The sequence below is a fragment of the Enterococcus termitis genome, from assembly GCF_001730305.1.
Lineage (GTDB): Bacteria > Bacillota > Bacilli > Lactobacillales > Enterococcaceae > Enterococcus_L > Enterococcus_L termitis.
In genome coordinates, this window is sequence record NZ_MIJY01000001.1 from 168,102 (window position 1) to 185,474 (window position 17,373).

At 35.0% G+C, this 17,373-nt stretch carries 17 protein-coding genes, 2 tRNA genes and 2 other annotated features; of the genes, 10 read left to right on the forward strand and 9 right to left on the reverse strand.

All coding sequences use genetic code 11. The features are described 5' to 3' along the window. Positions 1–321: 321 nt before the first annotated feature. The 5 genes from BCR25_RS00805 to BCR25_RS00825 all read left to right on the forward strand — a co-directional run bounded on the left by BCR25_RS00805 (position 322) and on the right by BCR25_RS00825 (position 4,420). Positions 322–903, forward strand: a complete 582-nt coding sequence (locus BCR25_RS00805) for a TetR/AcrR family transcriptional regulator (RefSeq protein ID WP_069661704.1) — start codon at positions 322–324, stop codon at positions 901–903. A 137-nt stretch (positions 904–1,040) separates the two neighbouring features. Then, complete coding sequence (locus tag BCR25_RS00810; RefSeq protein WP_069661705.1) at positions 1,041–2,132, forward strand: ABC transporter permease; 1,092 nt, start codon at positions 1,041–1,043, stop codon at positions 2,130–2,132. Positions 2,133–2,135: 3 nt separating this feature from the next. After that, complete coding sequence (locus tag BCR25_RS00815; RefSeq protein ID WP_069661706.1) at positions 2,136–2,807, forward strand: ABC transporter ATP-binding protein; 672 nt, start codon at positions 2,136–2,138, stop codon at positions 2,805–2,807. 210 nt (positions 2,808–3,017) lie between these two features. Beyond that, the gene (locus tag BCR25_RS00820) at positions 3,018–3,308 is read left to right on the forward strand and encodes a hypothetical protein (protein ID WP_069661707.1); all 291 of its coding nucleotides are present in this window, start codon (positions 3,018–3,020) and stop codon (positions 3,306–3,308) included. Between the two features lie 134 nt (positions 3,309–3,442). After that, positions 3,443–4,420: a tetratricopeptide repeat protein gene (locus tag BCR25_RS00825; protein ID WP_245792088.1), complete on the forward strand. Its 978-nt coding sequence runs from the start codon at positions 3,443–3,445 to the stop codon at positions 4,418–4,420. 922 nt (positions 4,421–5,342) lie between these two features. Here the strand turns inward: BCR25_RS00825 and BCR25_RS00830 are convergent. The 3 genes from BCR25_RS00830 to BCR25_RS00840 all read right to left on the reverse strand — a co-directional run bounded on the left by BCR25_RS00830 (position 5,343) and on the right by BCR25_RS00840 (position 6,682). Continuing rightward, complete coding sequence (locus BCR25_RS00830; RefSeq protein WP_245792085.1) at positions 5,343–5,561, reverse strand: hypothetical protein; 219 nt, start codon at positions 5,559–5,561, stop codon at positions 5,343–5,345. A gap of 12 nt (positions 5,562–5,573) precedes the next feature. Then, a complete protein-coding gene (locus BCR25_RS00835; protein WP_139243103.1) occupies positions 5,574–6,281 on the reverse strand; it encodes a hypothetical protein in 708 nt (235 codons plus the stop codon). A gap of 329 nt (positions 6,282–6,610) precedes the next feature. After that, a tRNA-Arg gene (locus tag BCR25_RS00840) sits at positions 6,611–6,682 on the reverse strand. 59 nt (positions 6,683–6,741) lie between these two features. Here BCR25_RS00840 and rpoN point away from each other — a divergent pair. Further along, positions 6,742–8,067: an RNA polymerase factor sigma-54 gene (gene rpoN / locus BCR25_RS00845; protein ID WP_069661709.1), complete on the forward strand. Its 1,326-nt coding sequence runs from the start codon at positions 6,742–6,744 to the stop codon at positions 8,065–8,067. A 142-nt stretch (positions 8,068–8,209) separates the two neighbouring features. Here the strand turns inward: rpoN and BCR25_RS00850 are convergent, their stop codons facing one another. The 6 genes from BCR25_RS00850 to BCR25_RS00875 form a co-directional block, all read right to left on the reverse strand. Next, a complete protein-coding gene (locus BCR25_RS00850; protein ID WP_245792084.1) occupies positions 8,210–8,698 on the reverse strand; it encodes a GNAT family N-acetyltransferase in 489 nt (162 codons plus the stop codon). A 720-nt stretch (positions 8,699–9,418) separates the two neighbouring features. Continuing rightward, a complete protein-coding gene (locus BCR25_RS20625; protein ID WP_069661711.1) occupies positions 9,419–10,246 on the reverse strand; it encodes an Ltp family lipoprotein in 828 nt (275 codons plus the stop codon). Positions 10,247–10,573: 327 nt separating this feature from the next. After that, the gene (locus BCR25_RS00860) at positions 10,574–10,858 is read right to left on the reverse strand and encodes a helix-turn-helix domain-containing protein (RefSeq protein WP_069661712.1); all 285 of its coding nucleotides are present in this window, start codon (positions 10,856–10,858) and stop codon (positions 10,574–10,576) included. Positions 10,859–11,240: 382 nt separating this feature from the next. Further along, positions 11,241–11,313, reverse strand: a tRNA-Thr gene (locus BCR25_RS00865). Between the two features lie 228 nt (positions 11,314–11,541). Next, the gene (locus BCR25_RS00870) at positions 11,542–11,919 is read right to left on the reverse strand and encodes a DUF2752 domain-containing protein (RefSeq protein ID WP_245792081.1); all 378 of its coding nucleotides are present in this window, start codon (positions 11,917–11,919) and stop codon (positions 11,542–11,544) included. Next, positions 11,891–12,298 carry a DUF4234 domain-containing protein gene (locus BCR25_RS00875; protein ID WP_069661713.1) on the reverse strand — a complete coding sequence of 136 codons (408 nt, stop codon included), beginning with the start codon at positions 12,296–12,298 and terminating at the stop codon, positions 11,891–11,893. Before BCR25_RS00875 ends, BCR25_RS00870 begins: the two co-directional genes overlap by 29 nt. Positions 12,299–12,537: 239 nt before the next feature. Next, positions 12,538–12,771 (forward strand) — a binding site (T-box leader). 66 nt (positions 12,772–12,837) lie between these two features. Next, positions 12,838–13,087: a binding site (T-box leader), on the forward strand. A 117-nt stretch (positions 13,088–13,204) separates the two neighbouring features. On the opposite strand from BCR25_RS00875, the gene BCR25_RS00880 reads away from it, so the two are divergent. Genes BCR25_RS00880 through BCR25_RS00895 form a run of 4 tightly spaced genes read left to right on the forward strand, consistent with a single transcriptional unit; the run spans position 13,205 to position 17,054 of the window. Continuing rightward, positions 13,205–14,275 (forward strand): methionine ABC transporter ATP-binding protein, encoded by a 1,071-nt coding sequence (locus BCR25_RS00880; protein WP_069661714.1) that lies wholly within the window; start codon positions 13,205–13,207, stop codon positions 14,273–14,275. A gap of 27 nt (positions 14,276–14,302) precedes the next feature. Further along, a complete protein-coding gene (locus tag BCR25_RS00885) occupies positions 14,303–14,983 on the forward strand; it encodes a methionine ABC transporter permease (RefSeq protein WP_069661715.1) in 681 nt (226 codons plus the stop codon). Between the two features lie 19 nt (positions 14,984–15,002). Beyond that, on the forward strand, positions 15,003–15,836 hold the full coding sequence (locus BCR25_RS00890) for a MetQ/NlpA family ABC transporter substrate-binding protein (protein ID WP_069661716.1): 834 nt from the start codon (positions 15,003–15,005) through the stop codon (positions 15,834–15,836). A 15-nt stretch (positions 15,837–15,851) separates the two neighbouring features. Beyond that, on the forward strand, positions 15,852–17,054 hold the full coding sequence (locus tag BCR25_RS00895; RefSeq protein ID WP_069661717.1) for an amidohydrolase: 1,203 nt from the start codon (positions 15,852–15,854) through the stop codon (positions 17,052–17,054). The last annotated feature ends 319 nt before the right edge of the window (positions 17,055–17,373 follow it).

The following is a 17,373-nucleotide window of genomic DNA, read 5'->3' on the forward strand; positions in this document are numbered from 1 at the left end:
CCTATTCAAGCCACTAGTATTTAAACACAACCGAGAAAAATTGTCTGTAAAAGGGAGGTTAAATGTTCGTTTCCGTTTTTACAAAAGCCAATCATTTATGTCTTTTTTTCTAAAATGTGTAATGTAACCGTTGTTACATTACAAAAACAGAACAACTTGAATGGATTGATATCGAATTGTCACTTAAAAAAAAAGTCAATGCTAATTAAAAGAATTGCTGACGATCACTTTAAATCTTTGCTTACTATCTTTTTTTCTGAATTTGTTTTAAAATAGTCCATGAAGTAAAAGAGCGACCAATCTAAAACGGAGGGGATAAGAATGAAAAAGGAGACAGTCTTTGAAGTGACACATCAGTCGATTTTAGAGACGGCAAAAGAGCTGTTTTTAACAAACGGCTATAAAAATACCTCCACTCGTGACATTGCCAAGGCTGCGAATATCACACAGCCGGCACTTTATTATCATTTTTCCAATAAAGAAATATTATTTCTGGAAATCAATAAACAAATCGGCAGTCAACTAAAATCAGAAATAGAAAAAATCGTCAAAAAGCCAGAGTCACTTGAAACGCAATTAATCCAATGTACAGAGGCATTATTAAACGTATATCACCGGGATATTTTCTCGTTTATTCATCAAAGTGCGGTAGAAATGGAGCCGGAAAACAAACAGCAGCTGTTTTTTATTTTAAATGAATACTATTTGGAGCCGTTGCAAAAAGTTTTTGAATCAAGTGAAGAAGTACTGAATAAAAAGGTTTCTTCTCAAAAAGCTGCTCAATTTTATCTTATGAGCTTGTCTTTATTATTTTCGACAGTGCATCAACTATCAACGGGAAAAGAACGTTCAGACCAAATTGCCGAATTGATGAATATGGTGCTCCATGGTGTGATTTCTTAAAGAATAGCTTATTTTTTATCAATCGATAAAAAAGTTGTGCGATTCTTTTTTTTATGTTACTATTTTTATCAACCGATAAAAAAACGGTTTTCTTTTTGGATCGTTTTTTATCAAGTGATAAAAAAGAGGTGAAGATCATGTTTTTAGGATTAGAAGAAATGAAGTACTTTAAACTTCGCTACACATTGGTTGTAGGTGTGATTGTTTTAGTGGCATATGTTGCATTCATGCTCTCGGGATTGGCTAATGGCTTAGCACAAGGAGTCAGACAAGGGGTGGATAATTGGAAGGCAACGGGTATTATTTTGTCTGAAGATGCGAATAAAAGTTTGACTGCATCTAGTTTAGTGATGAATGATCTGGATGATGTAAAAGCAAAAATAAAAGAGCCTTTAGGACAATATGCAGGTGCGTTAAATAAAATAGGAAAAGACAAAGAAGCGGATAAAATCAATATTTCTTTGTTTGGCGTTGTAAAGGATAGTGCAATCAGACCTAAATTAATTGAAGGTCGTTATTTTGAGAACCAGGGAGAAATCATCATTCCGAAAAACCTAGTGGATAAAGGCATCAAGCTAGGTGATAAAGTCAAAATTGGAAAACTGGATAAGGCATTGACGGTGGTAGGCGTAACTGAACAAAATACATTTAGTATCGTGCCTTTGATTTATACATCTATCGATCAGTGGCAGGAAATCAAGTTTGGCAAGATCATTGAAGGCGATCAGTCTCCGATCAATGGGATTGTTGTTCGCTCTACGGCGATAGATAACATTCAGCTAGAAGAAAAAGAGGATCACTTAGCTAAATACAAAATAGAAGAATTTATTCAAAAGCTGCCAGGCTACAGTGAACAGAATTTGACATTGAATGCGATGATCTATTTTCTTTTTGTTATTACAGCAGCAATCATCGGGATTTTTATTTATGTTATGACACTTCAAAAGACCAGTCTGTTCGGCGTGATGAAAGCGCAGGGGATTTCAAATGCTTATATTATAAAATCTATTATTGCGCAAACCTTTATTTTAGGTGTGATCGGCGTAGCAATCGGTATGGTTTTGACGGTATTGACCAATCTGGTATTACCGGCAGCAATGCCTTTTGAACTTGATACGATGAATTTATTCCTTTATAGCATCGTGTTAGTCATCGTAGCCGTATTTGGAGGAGTCTTCTCTATTCGGACAGTCACTCATGTAGATCCGATGAAAGCGATAGGAGGATAAAAAATGACAGATATTCTAGTGATGACAGATATTCGGAAAAATTTTGGCAAAGGTCACGCCAAAGTAGAAGCTTTGAAGGGAATTGATTTAAAAGTAAAAGAGGGCGAATTTGTCAGTATTATCGGTCCGTCTGGTTCTGGTAAAAGTACTTTTTTGACAATTGCAGGTGGACTACAAACACCCAGTTCAGGAATGATCCAAATCAATGGCAAAGACTTTACTCATTTAAGTGAAAAAAAACGTTCACGTCTACGCTTTGAAGAAATTGGCTTTATTTTACAAGCCTCAAATTTGATTCCATTTTTGACCGTCGAAAAACAATTTACTTTAGTTGATAAAATAGAAAAGAAAAAGACAGAAGCAAATCGGATAGACGCATTATTGAACTCTTTGGATATCGGTGACTTGATCCATAAGTTTCCTCGCGATCTATCTGGTGGTGAGCGCCAGCGTGTAGCCATTGCTCGTGCACTGTTCAATGAACCTAGTTTGATTTTAGCGGATGAGCCTACTGCTAGTTTGGACACAGAGCATGCTTACGAAGTAGTAAAATTATTAGCTAGAGAAGCACATGAAAAGCAAAAAGCGACAATTATGGTTACACATGATCCTAGAATGATTGCCTGGAGTGATCATGTTTATCGAATTGAAGATGGTGAATTATCAAAAGAATAAAATGAAAAACTAATTTCTTATTGCTATCGAGTGGTGAACCTACGAATTTAGACCAGAAAGAAAGAGAAGGAGATAAACAAAAAAGTTTATTTTCCTTCTTTTTAATTTTCAGTATAATAAAATTTGATTTTAGGTTATGATGAATAGGAGAGATAAACTCGTTGTTGTTTGGCATAATAATCAATCAAATATTGAAAGTGAGGCAGAGTGGTGGATAATAAAGTAGACGTAATGACTTTTTCGCAATTGAAAAAAATAATGGAAGAACTAGAAGCAAACGAGGCTGTCACTGATGATACAAAAGTATTTATTGATACTGGCTGGGATAGTGTTCAAGAAGTCGATCCAAATGCCTTTCATGTCGAAGAAGTTGTAGAATTCAAAGTGCAAGATGAGCTGACAAAAGAATTTTATGTTGGTTTTTCATTAACTGAAAAAGCAGAACGGACAAATGCTCAAGGTCAAGCAGAAACAGCTGTGATCATCAGAAATTTATACTAAATCACTATTTTTCCGAATATAAATATCTTAGGGTAAGATATTTAGTTTAAAGTGTACACACTATTTCTTTTTTGATATTATTTAACTATAAAGAAATCAATACATGGGAGATAGAGGTAATTAGTAGGAAGGTGGTGTTGTTTTTGACAAATAAAATTCCATTTCCCAAAAATTATGAACGATTTATTGAATTAGGGCAAGAAGCGGTTAGATTCGGAGAGTTGAAGACAGCAGTAGATTACTTTGAAAAAGCGTATGCAATCAAGCAGGATTTTCCGTTGAATCTGGTTTTAGTGAATACCTATTTAGATACAAAAAATTACGAACAAGCATTGTGCGTAGCTTCAGAGATGAAAGAATGCTATCTTGAATATTTAGATTATCTGGAGATTTATATTCTGATTTTGATCAAGAATCATTTGTTTCTTCAAGCACACAGCATCATCAACGAGCGGATTTTAATGGAGCAAAGCGGTGAAATGAGGAAACTGATTTCTTTAAAAAAGAAGATTCGGCATTTTGAGTTGCTGTATCAGCAGTTTGAATCTGTAAAAATATCAGAAGTAAAGAATGAACTGAATCGTTTAAACTTGTGTAATTATTACGAACAGTTGTCTGTCGTCAAGAAATCATTGAATTTGCCACAAGATGATTTTATTAGGGTTGGAAAAAATCTATTACTTGATGAGCGGGTACATATTTTAGTTCGTTCGTGGATTTTAGAAGAATTTGTTAGTTTGCATGTCAAAGAAGAAGTTAAGTTTCTTTGGAGAGATCATAAGACATATACAGTCGTTCCTGCAACGGTTGGAACACCATTGGATTGTGCGGCCTATCAGCGGATATTACTTTTTTTAGAAAAAGAATTGATCAATGTCGCTCCTATTTTGTTGATAGATATTACAGAAGAGGTTCGTCTTCACTTTGCATTATTGTATCCTTTAGCAGATCAAATAATTAAAAGCCCCAAATTGTGGGCAGTCAGCTATATCTTCTCGTATAATCATGTGATTGCTGAGAAGTATTATACAGAAGAAAATCAAGCGGAGATCGAAAAAATTCAACAATTACAATGTGAGATTCGCTCTGATTTGGAAACGATGATTTTATAGTTTTTTAGAATAAGGTTGGAATAAAACTGTTTAGCTCCGAGAAGCAAGCTCTTCAAATCTTAGTGTTTTTGATACTTGAAGATTGTTGTGAGTGAAATGAAGTGTAGCAAGTTCTGTTTTGCAGCAATTTTGGTATATGTTCGCATTTATAGAGGACTGAGATATAACTCGAAGAGTTACGTTTCAGTCCTGTTCGTTTTTCTAGATTTTCCTATTTTTTAGAATGCCAGTTTAAGTAGATCAGTAATAGAAAGGAAAGGATAAAATAAAGAAGAAATAAACCTTGAATAACTGCTATAGCAATGAATAATGACTCTGTATCTACTAATGTATTACGTGAAAAATAACGCCCGATAAGAAATTCAGTAAGTGCTAAAAGAAGAGAAATAACTAATAATCTTGTGTGAAGCTGTCCCAATATAATCCACTACCCTACAAACATATTTTGAAAATTTATAGTAACATAAAAACAAGTGTTCGTGTTATCAAATTTTATTTATATTTTATAGAAAAATGAGAAAAACATTGTATTGGTAGTTAAGAATTATCTGTGTCTGCATAAAAAAAGCGACTGGGAGATAAGGCTCACTCTGTTTGAAGAACTATTTGTAATTAAATGAGAATGGCTGGTTCAACCCGCTTTTCTCCATTAACTAGCAGGGGGTGAAATTTCCCCGATATTAAAGGTATAATGAATCTCTATCTTTTCCGTTCGAATACTGTCCGTCTTATCCACTGCATGAACCACAATTTTTCAATTATTTCTTGAAGCAATTCAGGCGTAATTTTTTCAAACCAATTTACGTATTGCAACTATTTAACAATCATTAAATGATTTTTCTAACCAAACAAAAAGCCCTTACTTCATAAGAGATAAGGGACAGAACTATTTTTTTGCTAATAATTAAAGACAGTATAGTTATCAGTCTTTTGTTTTCTTGCTTCTCAATCCATAAATAAAGTAAGAGATAAATAAAACTGGAATAATCATTAACGGTGTTTTCAAAAATAAATATTGATCGCGTATTCCATTAATCACATCTTGATCAACTAATAGCCAGTTTAAATAACTTATAGTCTGTAAGACAAACACCATAATTAATCCTATAGCAAGACTTACTAAATACTTTATTTTAATCACTTATCATGCTCCTTAAATAGATTTGAATGAATAATCCCAATGACTGAACGATTTCACTGTAGCGGTTTGAGTCGTGTTTGTTTTAGTCCCCGCTAAATATTTTCTTTGTTTAACTTTGGTTAGCTTATATACTGGTCTAAAAATAATTTGCTCTCTTTTCCCGGCAGGTATTGCTCTAGAGTATGATACACCGTATGTCTTCGATTGTCCTATCGTTATACCTAACGATGCGCCAATTTTCCCTTTTCCTATAGGATAGTCTCCCGATATGCTTGATGAGACTGACCGACTACTTGTATTTGAATTATTAGCAGACAGCGTCGCTTTTCCTTTTCCTGATGGACCATTTCTCCAGGGACCATATGATGTTCCTGAAGCTGTTTTCGATTCTATCTTCCAAATTATGACAAAAGCCGCCCTAGCCTTAGGAGACGGAACTTCTACCTCATATTCTTTAATGTCTTCATCTAAATTTATTTCAGGAATATCTAAATAGCTAGCTCCTTCATCGGACGAGATTGGCGCATCGGAATCTGGATGTATCTCTTGCGCTACTGCTTCGTCAGCGAATACTATGCTTACAACAGGAGTTGCCACTGATCCTATTAAAAAGCCACAACTCAAAACAGTAATCAAAACTTTTTTCATAAAAAACACTTCCTTTGTCTTTAGGTGTAAAATAATAATACTTAAAATAATTATATTTGTCAATAAACGCAAAAAAGGTTCCTACCTCACAAGAGATAGGAACTTTTTTCGTTTCTTCCAATATTCTATTATACAAAAAGGGGGATAGCTAACTCTATGAGTTACATCCCAGTCGCTTGGAATCCGCATAAACGGTGGTAAAAAAGCAGCTACTTTGGAAATAGACCGAATTTACTGTGAACACAGCGAGGTACGAGCTGATGTTAGACAATTCTGTTGATTTTTAGGTTCCAACCTCTTAGAAACTAGTGATCTGTAAAAGAGGTAAAAATGGAGCCACATCCAAAGATAAACTATGCTATAATGCTACTTATAGCAGAAAAAATAGTCATCCAACTTGATGCGCCCTGAGGGAATCGAACCCCCGTCTCAAGAACCGGAATCTTACGTGATATCCACTACACTAAGGGCGCAAGCACGATTACTAGTTTAGCTGATATTTACATAAATTACAAGGGGAAGGACGAAAATAATGAAATTTGAGCAGCATTTGTCCCAGCAACAAAAACAAGTTCAAAAGCTTGCGATGACCCAACAACTTCAACAGTCGATCCAAATCCTGCAATACAACTCCGAAGAACTTCATGCATACATAGAGACTAAATCATTGGAAAACCCATTGATCGATATCCAAGCCAATATCAGCCATCAAGACTTTTCGAGTTCAGGCAGCCGAACGTATTCAAACGAAGAGAATAACTATTTAAATCAAATTCCAGATAGCCATACCTCGCTTTTCGAATTTTTGATCGACCAGATCCACTTAAATTATCGAGATACACATTTGAGGACACTCGTTCTTTTTCTTGTTGAGTTCATTGATTTGAACGGATACTTGACGATCGATTTAGACGAAGCAGCCGAAAAAACAGGAGCGAATTCAATTGAAATGCTGGATGCGTTGACACTGATTCAGCAATTAGATCCAGCAGGTGTTGGTGCAAGAGATTTACGCGAATGCTTGATGTTGCAGGTTGAACGAGATGATACCGCTCCGCCTTTAGCTTACATCGTGATTGAAGAGGAGTTTGATCAGTTAGCTAATCGTAAGTGGTCACTGATTGCCAAAAAATTTAATGTAGATCTTTCTGATATTCAGACGATTTTTGATTATATTCAAACCTTGACCCCGTCGCCTGGCAGTATTTTCGAATCTACTTCTGGACTTTATATTCGTCCTGATTTAACTCTACGGATCAAAGGTGAACAGTTGATTGTTCTTTCTAATAAGAAAGGTGTGCCTAAACTGTCATTCCAACAAGCGTATTTTGAACGAATGCAGGCAGTGGAGGACAAAGAGGTTCAAGCGTATATCCAAGAAAAGAAAAGCGAATTTGAGTGGTTGGAAAAAACAATTTTGCAGCGTGGAGACACGATTTTAAGAGTCGGTAGGGAAATTGTTAAGCGACAACGAGCATTCTTTTTCAATGAAGAACGACCATTAGTACCGATGAATCTCAAAGAAATCGCAGAAACATTGGACGTTCATGAATCTACAGTCAGTCGTGCTGTTAACGGAAAATACTTGGAAACTGAATTTGGTGTTTTCGAATTGAAATCATTTTTCTCTCATGGACTATCAAATGAGAGTACAGGTGAAGAAACCTCTACAAGCAGCATCAAAAAGCAATTACAAAAGCTAGTAGACGATGAAGATAAGGCAAAACCTTTGTCTGATCAAAAAATTGTAGATTTATTAAAAGAGCAAGAAATCGAAATATCTCGTAGAACAGTGACTAAGTATCGTGAGGCATTAGGGATTCCCGCATCATCAAAACGTAAAAGATATGACAAATAAAAAAATAAAGGTGAAACAAAACGAGAGGGAAGATAGTTTTGTTTCACCTTTTAACAATAGAAAAAGATCATTAGAATGTAAGCTATTTTTTCCAGTATCAATGTTTAGAATATAGAAGTGATAACAAATATCGTATTGAAATTTACGGATTCCAAACTAAATGTTCTGATGGTAGTCCTTCTTCAATTCCTTGCCAAATTGATTCGAATTGATATTTTTGCAGCAGATGCTTCGAAGCACCATTATTTGGATCGATAATCGCGTAAACAGTCGCCTGACAAAGTGTATCTGATTGCGTGATTTTTTGAAGAAGTGTACGAATGATTTGATTCCCATAGCCATTACCCCAAACTTCAGGTACTAACATATAACCGATTTCGATTTTTTCTTCTGTATCCCATGAAAGTTTGGCAAAACCAAGATACGTTTCTTGATCATAGACTTTGTAGTAGCCTGTTTGATCAGTGTGGTCAGCATTATAGTCAAGAATTTTCTGGAATTTTTCTATAGTTTCATTATCTGTTTCTGCTTTTTCAGTGATATAACGCATGACCCGAATGTCTTGAGTGAGTTGAGAATAAAGCATCAGATCATCTTTTTCGTAAAAACGAAGTGTGATACCTTTTTGCATTGTGGAATACCTCCTATAATTAATCATTTCAGATTTTGAGTGAGAAAGGAGAACAAGCAACTAATCGCTTAAAAATATAGTTCTGCTTAGATTAGTGTTTTTTGTAGTATCTATGAGTACGCATAACATATATTTAAATTCGAGTTGTGTATTCCTCTTTGATTGTTTGCTTTCGTAGTTGAAGCTTATCCTTAAGACCATGAGATTTTCTTACTGTGTAGTCAAATAAGAAAATTAATTAGTTGAAACATTGTATGTCAATAGTCTCTATAAAAAAATTTTACTATGACTATTATTAACAGTTTTAACTAACGATTATTCCCTTTGTCAGGCAGACGTTAATCAATTTATCTATTATTGGTAATAAATCATAGTAACTGTAAAAAGCGTTTAAAAGTCCTGAAAAAATTTTTTAAGTCATGTCTGGTGATTGCCATTTTTGCATTCATTGAGCGGACACTTCAACTCTTTGAAAAATTTTTATCCGTGTATCATAAAAATCTAATAGTTTAACAGTTTAAGTTTGCCAGCCATATTTTTTAGAAAATCAATATTGGTATCTTTAAGAGTCTTTTAGTTTTCGTCTTTTTTACATATATTAAGCTACTATACTATTATTAGATGGAAACTATGAGATCAATGGATTTATTACACATTTTTGTGCATATTATGAATTAATTTTCTATAAAAAAAGAAAAGCCCAAAGGCTCTCTCTTTAATCTATTGTCCTAAATTTTGTATTGCATACTCTGCCTCTTCTGGTGTAAATCTTTCACCATATTCAGAAGTTAATTGATCTCTTATTGATTCTATAGACATGTCCATAGATTCTTGATAGCTTTTAGCTTTTGCTAAAGCATTTGCATTCCAATCAGCTTTCATGTTATCAATAGCATATTGAGCAGCTTCTGGTGGGAATTTCTCGCCATACTCAGAGGTAAGTTGATCATATATTCCTGCTTTAGACATTTTCATTCTATTTGAATAGTTTTCAGCTTTTCTTAGTGCTGACTTGTATTCAGTGGGAACACTACTATCATTATTTGCATTATCTGTATTAGTATCATTTTTGCTATTTTCTATAGATGCTGTAAATTCAGCAGACGGCTTGATAATAATATCTTTTGATCCAGTACTACCATCTAAAGAAGCAAAAATATTAATTTTTTTATCTTTGGCACTTGGTAAGGTGTAGGTAAGTGAAAAATTTCCGCTATCATCAGCTTCCGCTGGATCGTTTAAAACACCAAAACCTATCTGAACTTTTGCTTTAGGTTCTGTTTTCCCCGTGATTATCACATTCCCAGAGCTATCAGTTTCGAAACTATCAGCAATTTCGACAACTAGATCTGCTTTATCTTCTTTTTTTGTTTCCGTTGTTTTTGTGCTAACCTCTGTTTTTTGGTCATCGGACTTTTTAGTATCGGCATTATCTTCATCGCTACTGGCAAAATTTCCAAAAACCCCAATAATTAAAACAGCAATAATCCAAAACCACCATTTTTTATAAAGTGATTTCTGTGTAACATTAGAACTTCTTCTTCCCATATTTAATTCTCCCCTACAAACAAATTATATTATACGCTTATAATCCAAGTCATTAGTTTACAAAAATGTAGTTGCTATACTTGAAATATAAGATGTATTTTTTTTAGTGTAACGCTTTTTTTATGTATTGCTATTATCACAAGCCCCCAAGAAGTTCTTAAACTATTCGATAATCTTTGAAAAGTAGACTGTAATCTGAAAAATTTACTATAGGAGTAGTATTCTCCTAGTGGCTTAGAAATTCTATAAGCCCCTGAAAATATGGGATAAGCTTTTCGGTAACATATACAAAACATCCTCTATTATTTTTGTTAGCATGCTTACGTTTTATTTTTTTATATAATCAATGATATCGCCCAGTTCTTCAATTGGAACATCTTTATCCAGCTTAGCTGTAATCGCTAACAGTTCACTTGGTTCGTCAGCAAAATAAGATACCGATACGCCCAAAGCTTTTGCTAATTTTTTTACAGTTTTGAAAGTAGGGTCTTTTCGCTCACCGTTCTCTAACCTTGAAATATTCGAAGCATTTACACCAGATTTTAATGCAAGCTGGTTAACACCTAGCTCTTTTGATTCGCGTAAATGTTTTAATCTTTCGCCAAAGTCCATCGGTCAAGCTCCTTTCTTTAATCCTATGATATAGCCATTTGGCAACAAAATCAAAATGAAATTGCAGAAAGATAACAAAAGTGTTGCCAAGTGACAATCCTTAGGAATTCATTGTCATTTATCAATAGGTACCGCTTTGTATGAGTGTTAATCCTTTTAAAAATTGCCTGCATATCAATACATTATTTAAATATATGGCTTATTCGAAATGCTGACTGTTTATTTTTTAAGCTTGTTTATCGTTACAGCTACTTTTATGAGAAATGTTTATTCTTGGTGTGAAGAGCTAAATTTTAAGAAAGTAAGTAATTTGAGTATAATTTTTGACGTAAAACCAATAAAAAACGCTGCAACCTTGATAAAGGATACAACGTTATAAGTAAGCCACCTGCCGGGCTTGAACCGGCGACCCCCACCTTACCATGGTGGTGCTCTACCAGCTGAGCTAAGGCGGCAAAATTAATAGAATACAGATAACAGATTAACCTAGATTTCAATGTTTGTCAACGTTTTTCAGTCGAAATTTATGCAATAGATAAAGGCTTTTTTTCAACAGAAAAGATAACTGAAAAGAGTCTAAGACTTAACTCTTTTCAGTCACATATGTGCCCTCTAAAAACGTGTAAACGATGTAGAAACAAGCGGAGCGATTTTATTCCAACTTCGTTTCAATCGTCAATCGTTTAATTCAAACTCGTTGTGATCCAACGAATAGCAGCTGCACCTAATGAATGAGTGTTAAAATCCATGGGAGCTGTGGTTGGAAATAAAGTAATCAGGCGCACAACATAAACGGTTATGAATAGACCAAGAAGGCTGAAAATGACGGTATTATTTTGGCAGATTCGTTTAAAAACAGGGACTTTATTACGAAATAAAAAAATACCGAAAATAATAGGTACCAGCCAAAACAAGGGATGATAGTAAAAAGCACCTTTTAGATCAAGTTGAAAAACATGAATAAATGCTCGAGTCATACCACACCCTGGACAAGGAATCCCGAATATATTTTTGAAAACGCATAGTTCTAGATTATTCATCCACGCCAGTACTGTAGCCATCACGGTCACCTGTTTCAAGTTTATCCCAGAAACGGTTTAAGTCAGCTTGTAAGATACCAGTAGAAATAATTGAAAAACCAAATATTGAAAGAAGTAATAATACTATTTTATTATCAACGATGGGCCGGACATTTTCTCTAGACTGGCTTTCTACAAACATACTGCCAATTTTGTACCACCAATAAAGTGTATAAATACCACAAGTAATGATAGAAAATAGTACGACTAAACCAGGATTCGTCGTATGATCATCATTGACCTCAGCTAATTGACGAGTAACATCATACATCCAGAATAACGGATAAATACCACAAGTGACAAAGGATAATAAAATAACCATAGGAACTGATTTTTTGTTTGCTTGATACGAATAATTCATTTAAATATAACCTCCAAAGTTTAAACTATTTTTTTCCTGGCTGAACATTAATAAAATAATTGCAAAATAAATAACACTTTCAACCCTTTAACCTCCTTTATAAAGTATAACAAAGGTGAAAGTGGAAAACTAGAATTTTTTTAACATTTTGATAAATCAATTATTAATGAACAAATAAAAAAAAGTAGTTGACATAGATTAACGTTTCCAGTAGAATACGATATATCAAAAAGAAAATAGATAATCCGTTGAAGAGAAGAGTAGATTTGGACGTGCTTCACTAGAGAGTCTCGGTTGGTGAAAAGAGACAAGCACAAAAGGATTGAAGATGGCCTCACGAGGATAAGCTGTTGATACGTAAGCAGCTTCGGGAAGCACCCGTTACCCTAGCAACAAGTTATTAGACTTGATTTAAGAAAAGTAATGTAGGTTACTTTAAAACAAAGGTGGTACCGCGATTATTCGCCCTTTACTAGCATAGGCTGGTAGAGGGCTTTTTTGTACCTTTTTGGGCAAACTGAAACACAATTAAATAGAGAATCAACGCATTGAGATGGAAAGTACAGATGGAATGTTATCTAACAGAGAGCTTGGGCAGCTGAAAACAAGCGATAATAGAAATCTGGAAAATGGCCATTGAGCAGCGCTTCGAGTGACTTTGTTCATAAGACAGCGACGGGAGCACCCGTTATCGTGCTAGAGTATAATCAATTTTTTGACGTACTTGATGAGGGTATCTATGTGAATAGATACTAAATAGAGGTGGTAGCACGCAAAAGCGTCCTCAAATGTATAATTTTATGCATTTGAGGACGCTTTTTTCTTTTGATAATAAATGAAATGAAGGGAAGAGGATACGAGAAAAAATAACTGATTTATCTCAAAAGAACGACAGGAGGAATAAAAATGATTGAATTAAAAAACATAGGCGTTACCTTTTATCAAAAAAAGCAACAGATCGATGCAGTTAAAGATGTTTCACTTACGGTTGAAAAAGAAGATGTATTCGGAATTGTGGGCTATTCCGGGGCTGGGAAAAGTACACTTGTTCGAGTAATCAACCTACTACAACGACCAACATCAGGTGAAGTCCTTATAAACAATAGAAATATTCTTGGATTTTCAGCCAAAGAGTTAAGGGCACAACGAAAAAAAATCGGGATGATTTTTCAGCATTTTAATTTGATGAAAGAGCGAACGATTTTCGCAAATATTGATTTTTCACTCAAATATGCTGGCTTATCAAAAGACCAGCGTAAAGAAAAAATAGGACGATTATTAGAGCTAGTGGGTCTTTCAGATAAAAAAGATGCTTATCCAAGTCAATTATCTGGAGGACAGAAACAACGTGTAGCAATTGCTAGAGCTTTAGCGAATGATCCGGAAATACTGTTATGTGATGAAGCAACTAGTGCATTAGATCCTAAAACAACGATTCAAATCTTAGATTTATTGAAAAAATTAAACAAAGAATTAGGTCTCACGATCGTATTAATCACCCATGAAATGCAGGTCGTGAAAGAAATTTGCAATAAAGTTGCCGTAATGGAAAATGGACGAGTGATTGAACAAAATGATATTGTGTCGATTTTCAGTCAACCTCAAAAAGCCTTGACGAAGGACTTTATCCGAACGGCAACACATATCGATCAAGCGTTAGAAACCATTGTTCAACATCCTAGTTTGACTGATTTGAGTGGAAATGAAGTGTTGGTAGAATTTTCTTATGTAGGAGAGCAGACAAGTGAACCATTGATTGCTCAGCTTTACAGTAAATATCATGTGGTGACAAATATTTTATATGGAAATGTAGAAATCCTGCAACAAGTGCCAATCGGTAATTTGATCGTGATTCTTTCGGGAGAAGAAACACAACGAGAAAAAGCCTTGACGTTTTTGCAAAAAGAAGGTGTAAAAATTAAACGCTTAAAAGAAGGCAAATCAGAAAAAAACATCGTGCCTTTACATGTTATCTAAATAAAATCAAGACAAGGAGTGAAGAAAATGCAAGCCATTTTACAGCAATATTTTCCAAACGTTTTACTATTAAAACAAGAATTTATTGATAGCACGATCGAAACAGTATATATGGTCTTTTGGACAGCAATCATCGCTGGAATTTTAGGGACATTACTTGGTGTGATTCTAGTAGCGACAGGACCAGACGGAATTTTAACGAACCGAATACTTTATAATATTTTAGAAAAAATCATCAACATTTGCCGATCCATTCCTTTTATCATCATGCTGGCATTGATTCAGCCGATCACTCGTTTTTTAACAGGAACAACGATTGGAACAACGGCTGCATTGGTGCCGCTGGTGATAGGAGTGATTCCATTTTTTGCTCGTCAAATCGAGAATGCCTTATTGGAAGTTGATCCAGGCGTAGTCGAAGCAGCAGAGTCAATGGGAACAAGCCCTATGGGAATTATTTTTAGAGTGTATTTAGTGGAAGGTCTACCAAGTATTATTCGTGTATCATCTGTTACGATCATTAATTTAATCGGATTGACGGCAATGGCTGGAGCCATCGGTGCAGGTGGCTTAGGCAATCTTGCAATCACCAGAGGCTATAATCGATTTCAAACAGATGTCACAATCGTTGCAACCTTGATCATCTTGATCTTGGTTTTTGCCAGTCAGTTTATAAGCAATACATTGATTAAAAAAACATCACATTAAACGAAAAGAGGAAATCAACATGAAAAAAGCAATTAAACTTATCGGATTAGCATTAACAATTGGCGTTGTACTAGCAGGATGCTCGGCGGGAAGTGCCAAAAGTGAAAAGAATGAAGTCGTAAAATTAGGTGTAGTTGGTGCAAATAATGAAGTCTTAGAATCAGTCAAAGAACGTTTGAAAAAAGATGGAATTGATCTTCAATTGGTCGAATTCTCTGATTATACGCAGCCAAATGCAGCTTTAGCAGAAAAAGAAATCGATTTGAATTCGTTTCAGCATCAAATTTTTCTAGACAATTACAACGAAGAGCATAAAACAGATTTAGTTTCTATCGGAAATACTGTCAGCGCACCATTAGGCATCTATTCATCAAAAATCAAAGAGGTCAAGGAGCTAAAAGAAGGGGCTGAAATTGCTATCCCTAATGATGCAACTAACGGTGGTCGCGCACTATTGCTGTTGCAAAGTGCTGATTTGATCAAAGTGGATCCTGCTAAAAAACAGACACCTACTGTCAGTGATATTACTGAAAATAAGCTGAATTTAAAAATCACTGAGCTGGATGCATCACAAACAGCAAGAGCACTTCAAGATATCGATGCGTCTGTAATCAACAGCGGAATGGCTGTAGACGCTGGTTTTGTACCAGCAAAAGATGCAATTTTCCTAGAGCCGGTTGATGAAACATCAAAGCCTTACGTCAATATTATCGTTGCACGCAAAGAAGATGAAAACAATAAAACATACAATAAAGTAGTGGACACCTATCAGCAAGAAGAAACTAAAAAAGTGATTGAAGAAACATCAAAAGGTTCTAGTGTTCCGGCTTGGGAAACATTTGGCAGAAAATAAAAGGAGGACAATTAGATGACTACATTGACAAAACAATCAATTCAAGCAGAAATCCAACAAAATGCAGATGAAGTGATCGCACTTAGACGTCACTTTCATCAATACCCAGAAGCAAGTTTAAAAGAATTTGAAACAATCAAACGAATCAAAGAAGAACTAACAAAATTAGCTATTCCTTTTGAAGAGGTAGGAGAAACAGGCGTTTTAGGCACAATTACAGGAAAAAAAGGAGCAGGAAAAACAATTATCTTAAGAGCAGATATCGATGCTTTAGAGTTAGAGGATGCTACAGAGAAAGACTATCAATCCAAAAATCCCGGCTTAAATCATGCCTGTGGACACGATGGACATGCAGCTGCACTGCTTGGTGCTGCCAAAGTGTTAAAAAGTCATGAAGATGATTTTGCCGGAACGATCAAATTAGCCTTTCAACCAGCAGAAGAAATTGGTGCAGGCGCTCGTCAGTTCGTTGAAGGCGGATTTGTTGAAAATATTGATCAAGTTTTTGGTATTCATTTAGATTCAAGTGTTCCAGTAGGTAAACTAGTGGCTACAAAGGGTGCTACGAATGCATCATGTGATATCTTTAAAATTGAGGTAGAAGGATTGAGCAGTCATGTCGCTCAACCAAATGTCGGTCGTGATGCTGTTTTGGCAGCTGCAAGTATTGTTGTTGAGCTGCAGAAAATTGCTTCAAGAGAGGTAAGTCCGCTAGATCCTGTAGTCGTTGGTATTGGCGTACTAGATGCTGGAACTCGATATAATATTGTAGCAAATCATGCCAAAATAGAAGGAACTGTTCGAGCATTTAGCCATGAAACAAGAGCATTCGTTTTAAAGCGTGTAAAAGAAATTGCCAATCAAATTGCTGAAGCTCACCGAACAAAAATCTCATCTTTTCATATCCATGATGCAGCAGGACCTTTGATCAATGATGATACCGCAACTGAATTAGCACAAAAAGTAGCATCTGAAATTGTTGGAAGTGAAAATGTTGTCACTGATCATACGAAGAGTTTAGGTGCAGATGATTTTGCTGATTTCTTATTGAAAGCGCCAGGCGTTTATGGACGAGTAGGAACTAGAAATCTAGATAATCCAGAAACACAATATGGTCATCATCATGAAAAATTTGACATTGATGAAGCTGGCTTAGCCCTAGCAACTGAATTTCATGTGAAATATGCGTTGACATATTTAGGTTCTGATGCAAAATAATAGTTTAAACAGATCGACAAGAAAAAAAGCTTGTCGATTTTTTTCTGTGGTTCTCCCTGATCATCTGGGGTATTCTGGATCAAATGAAGAAAAAAAATAAGTCATATCAGTTTTATTGCTTTTCACACAAGATATGATAAAATGTGTTTTGTAAAGAAAGGTGATTAAGAATGTTTTTTCTTTCAGATAAATTTGTGAAAAGAAGTAGCTCCCAACATATGAATGTGATGAAGCATTGTTGTGGAGCCTAATAAAATGAACGCTTCATCGTCAAAATAAAGACTGGATTTTTAAGACTAAGCAGTAGTCTTATTTGGTG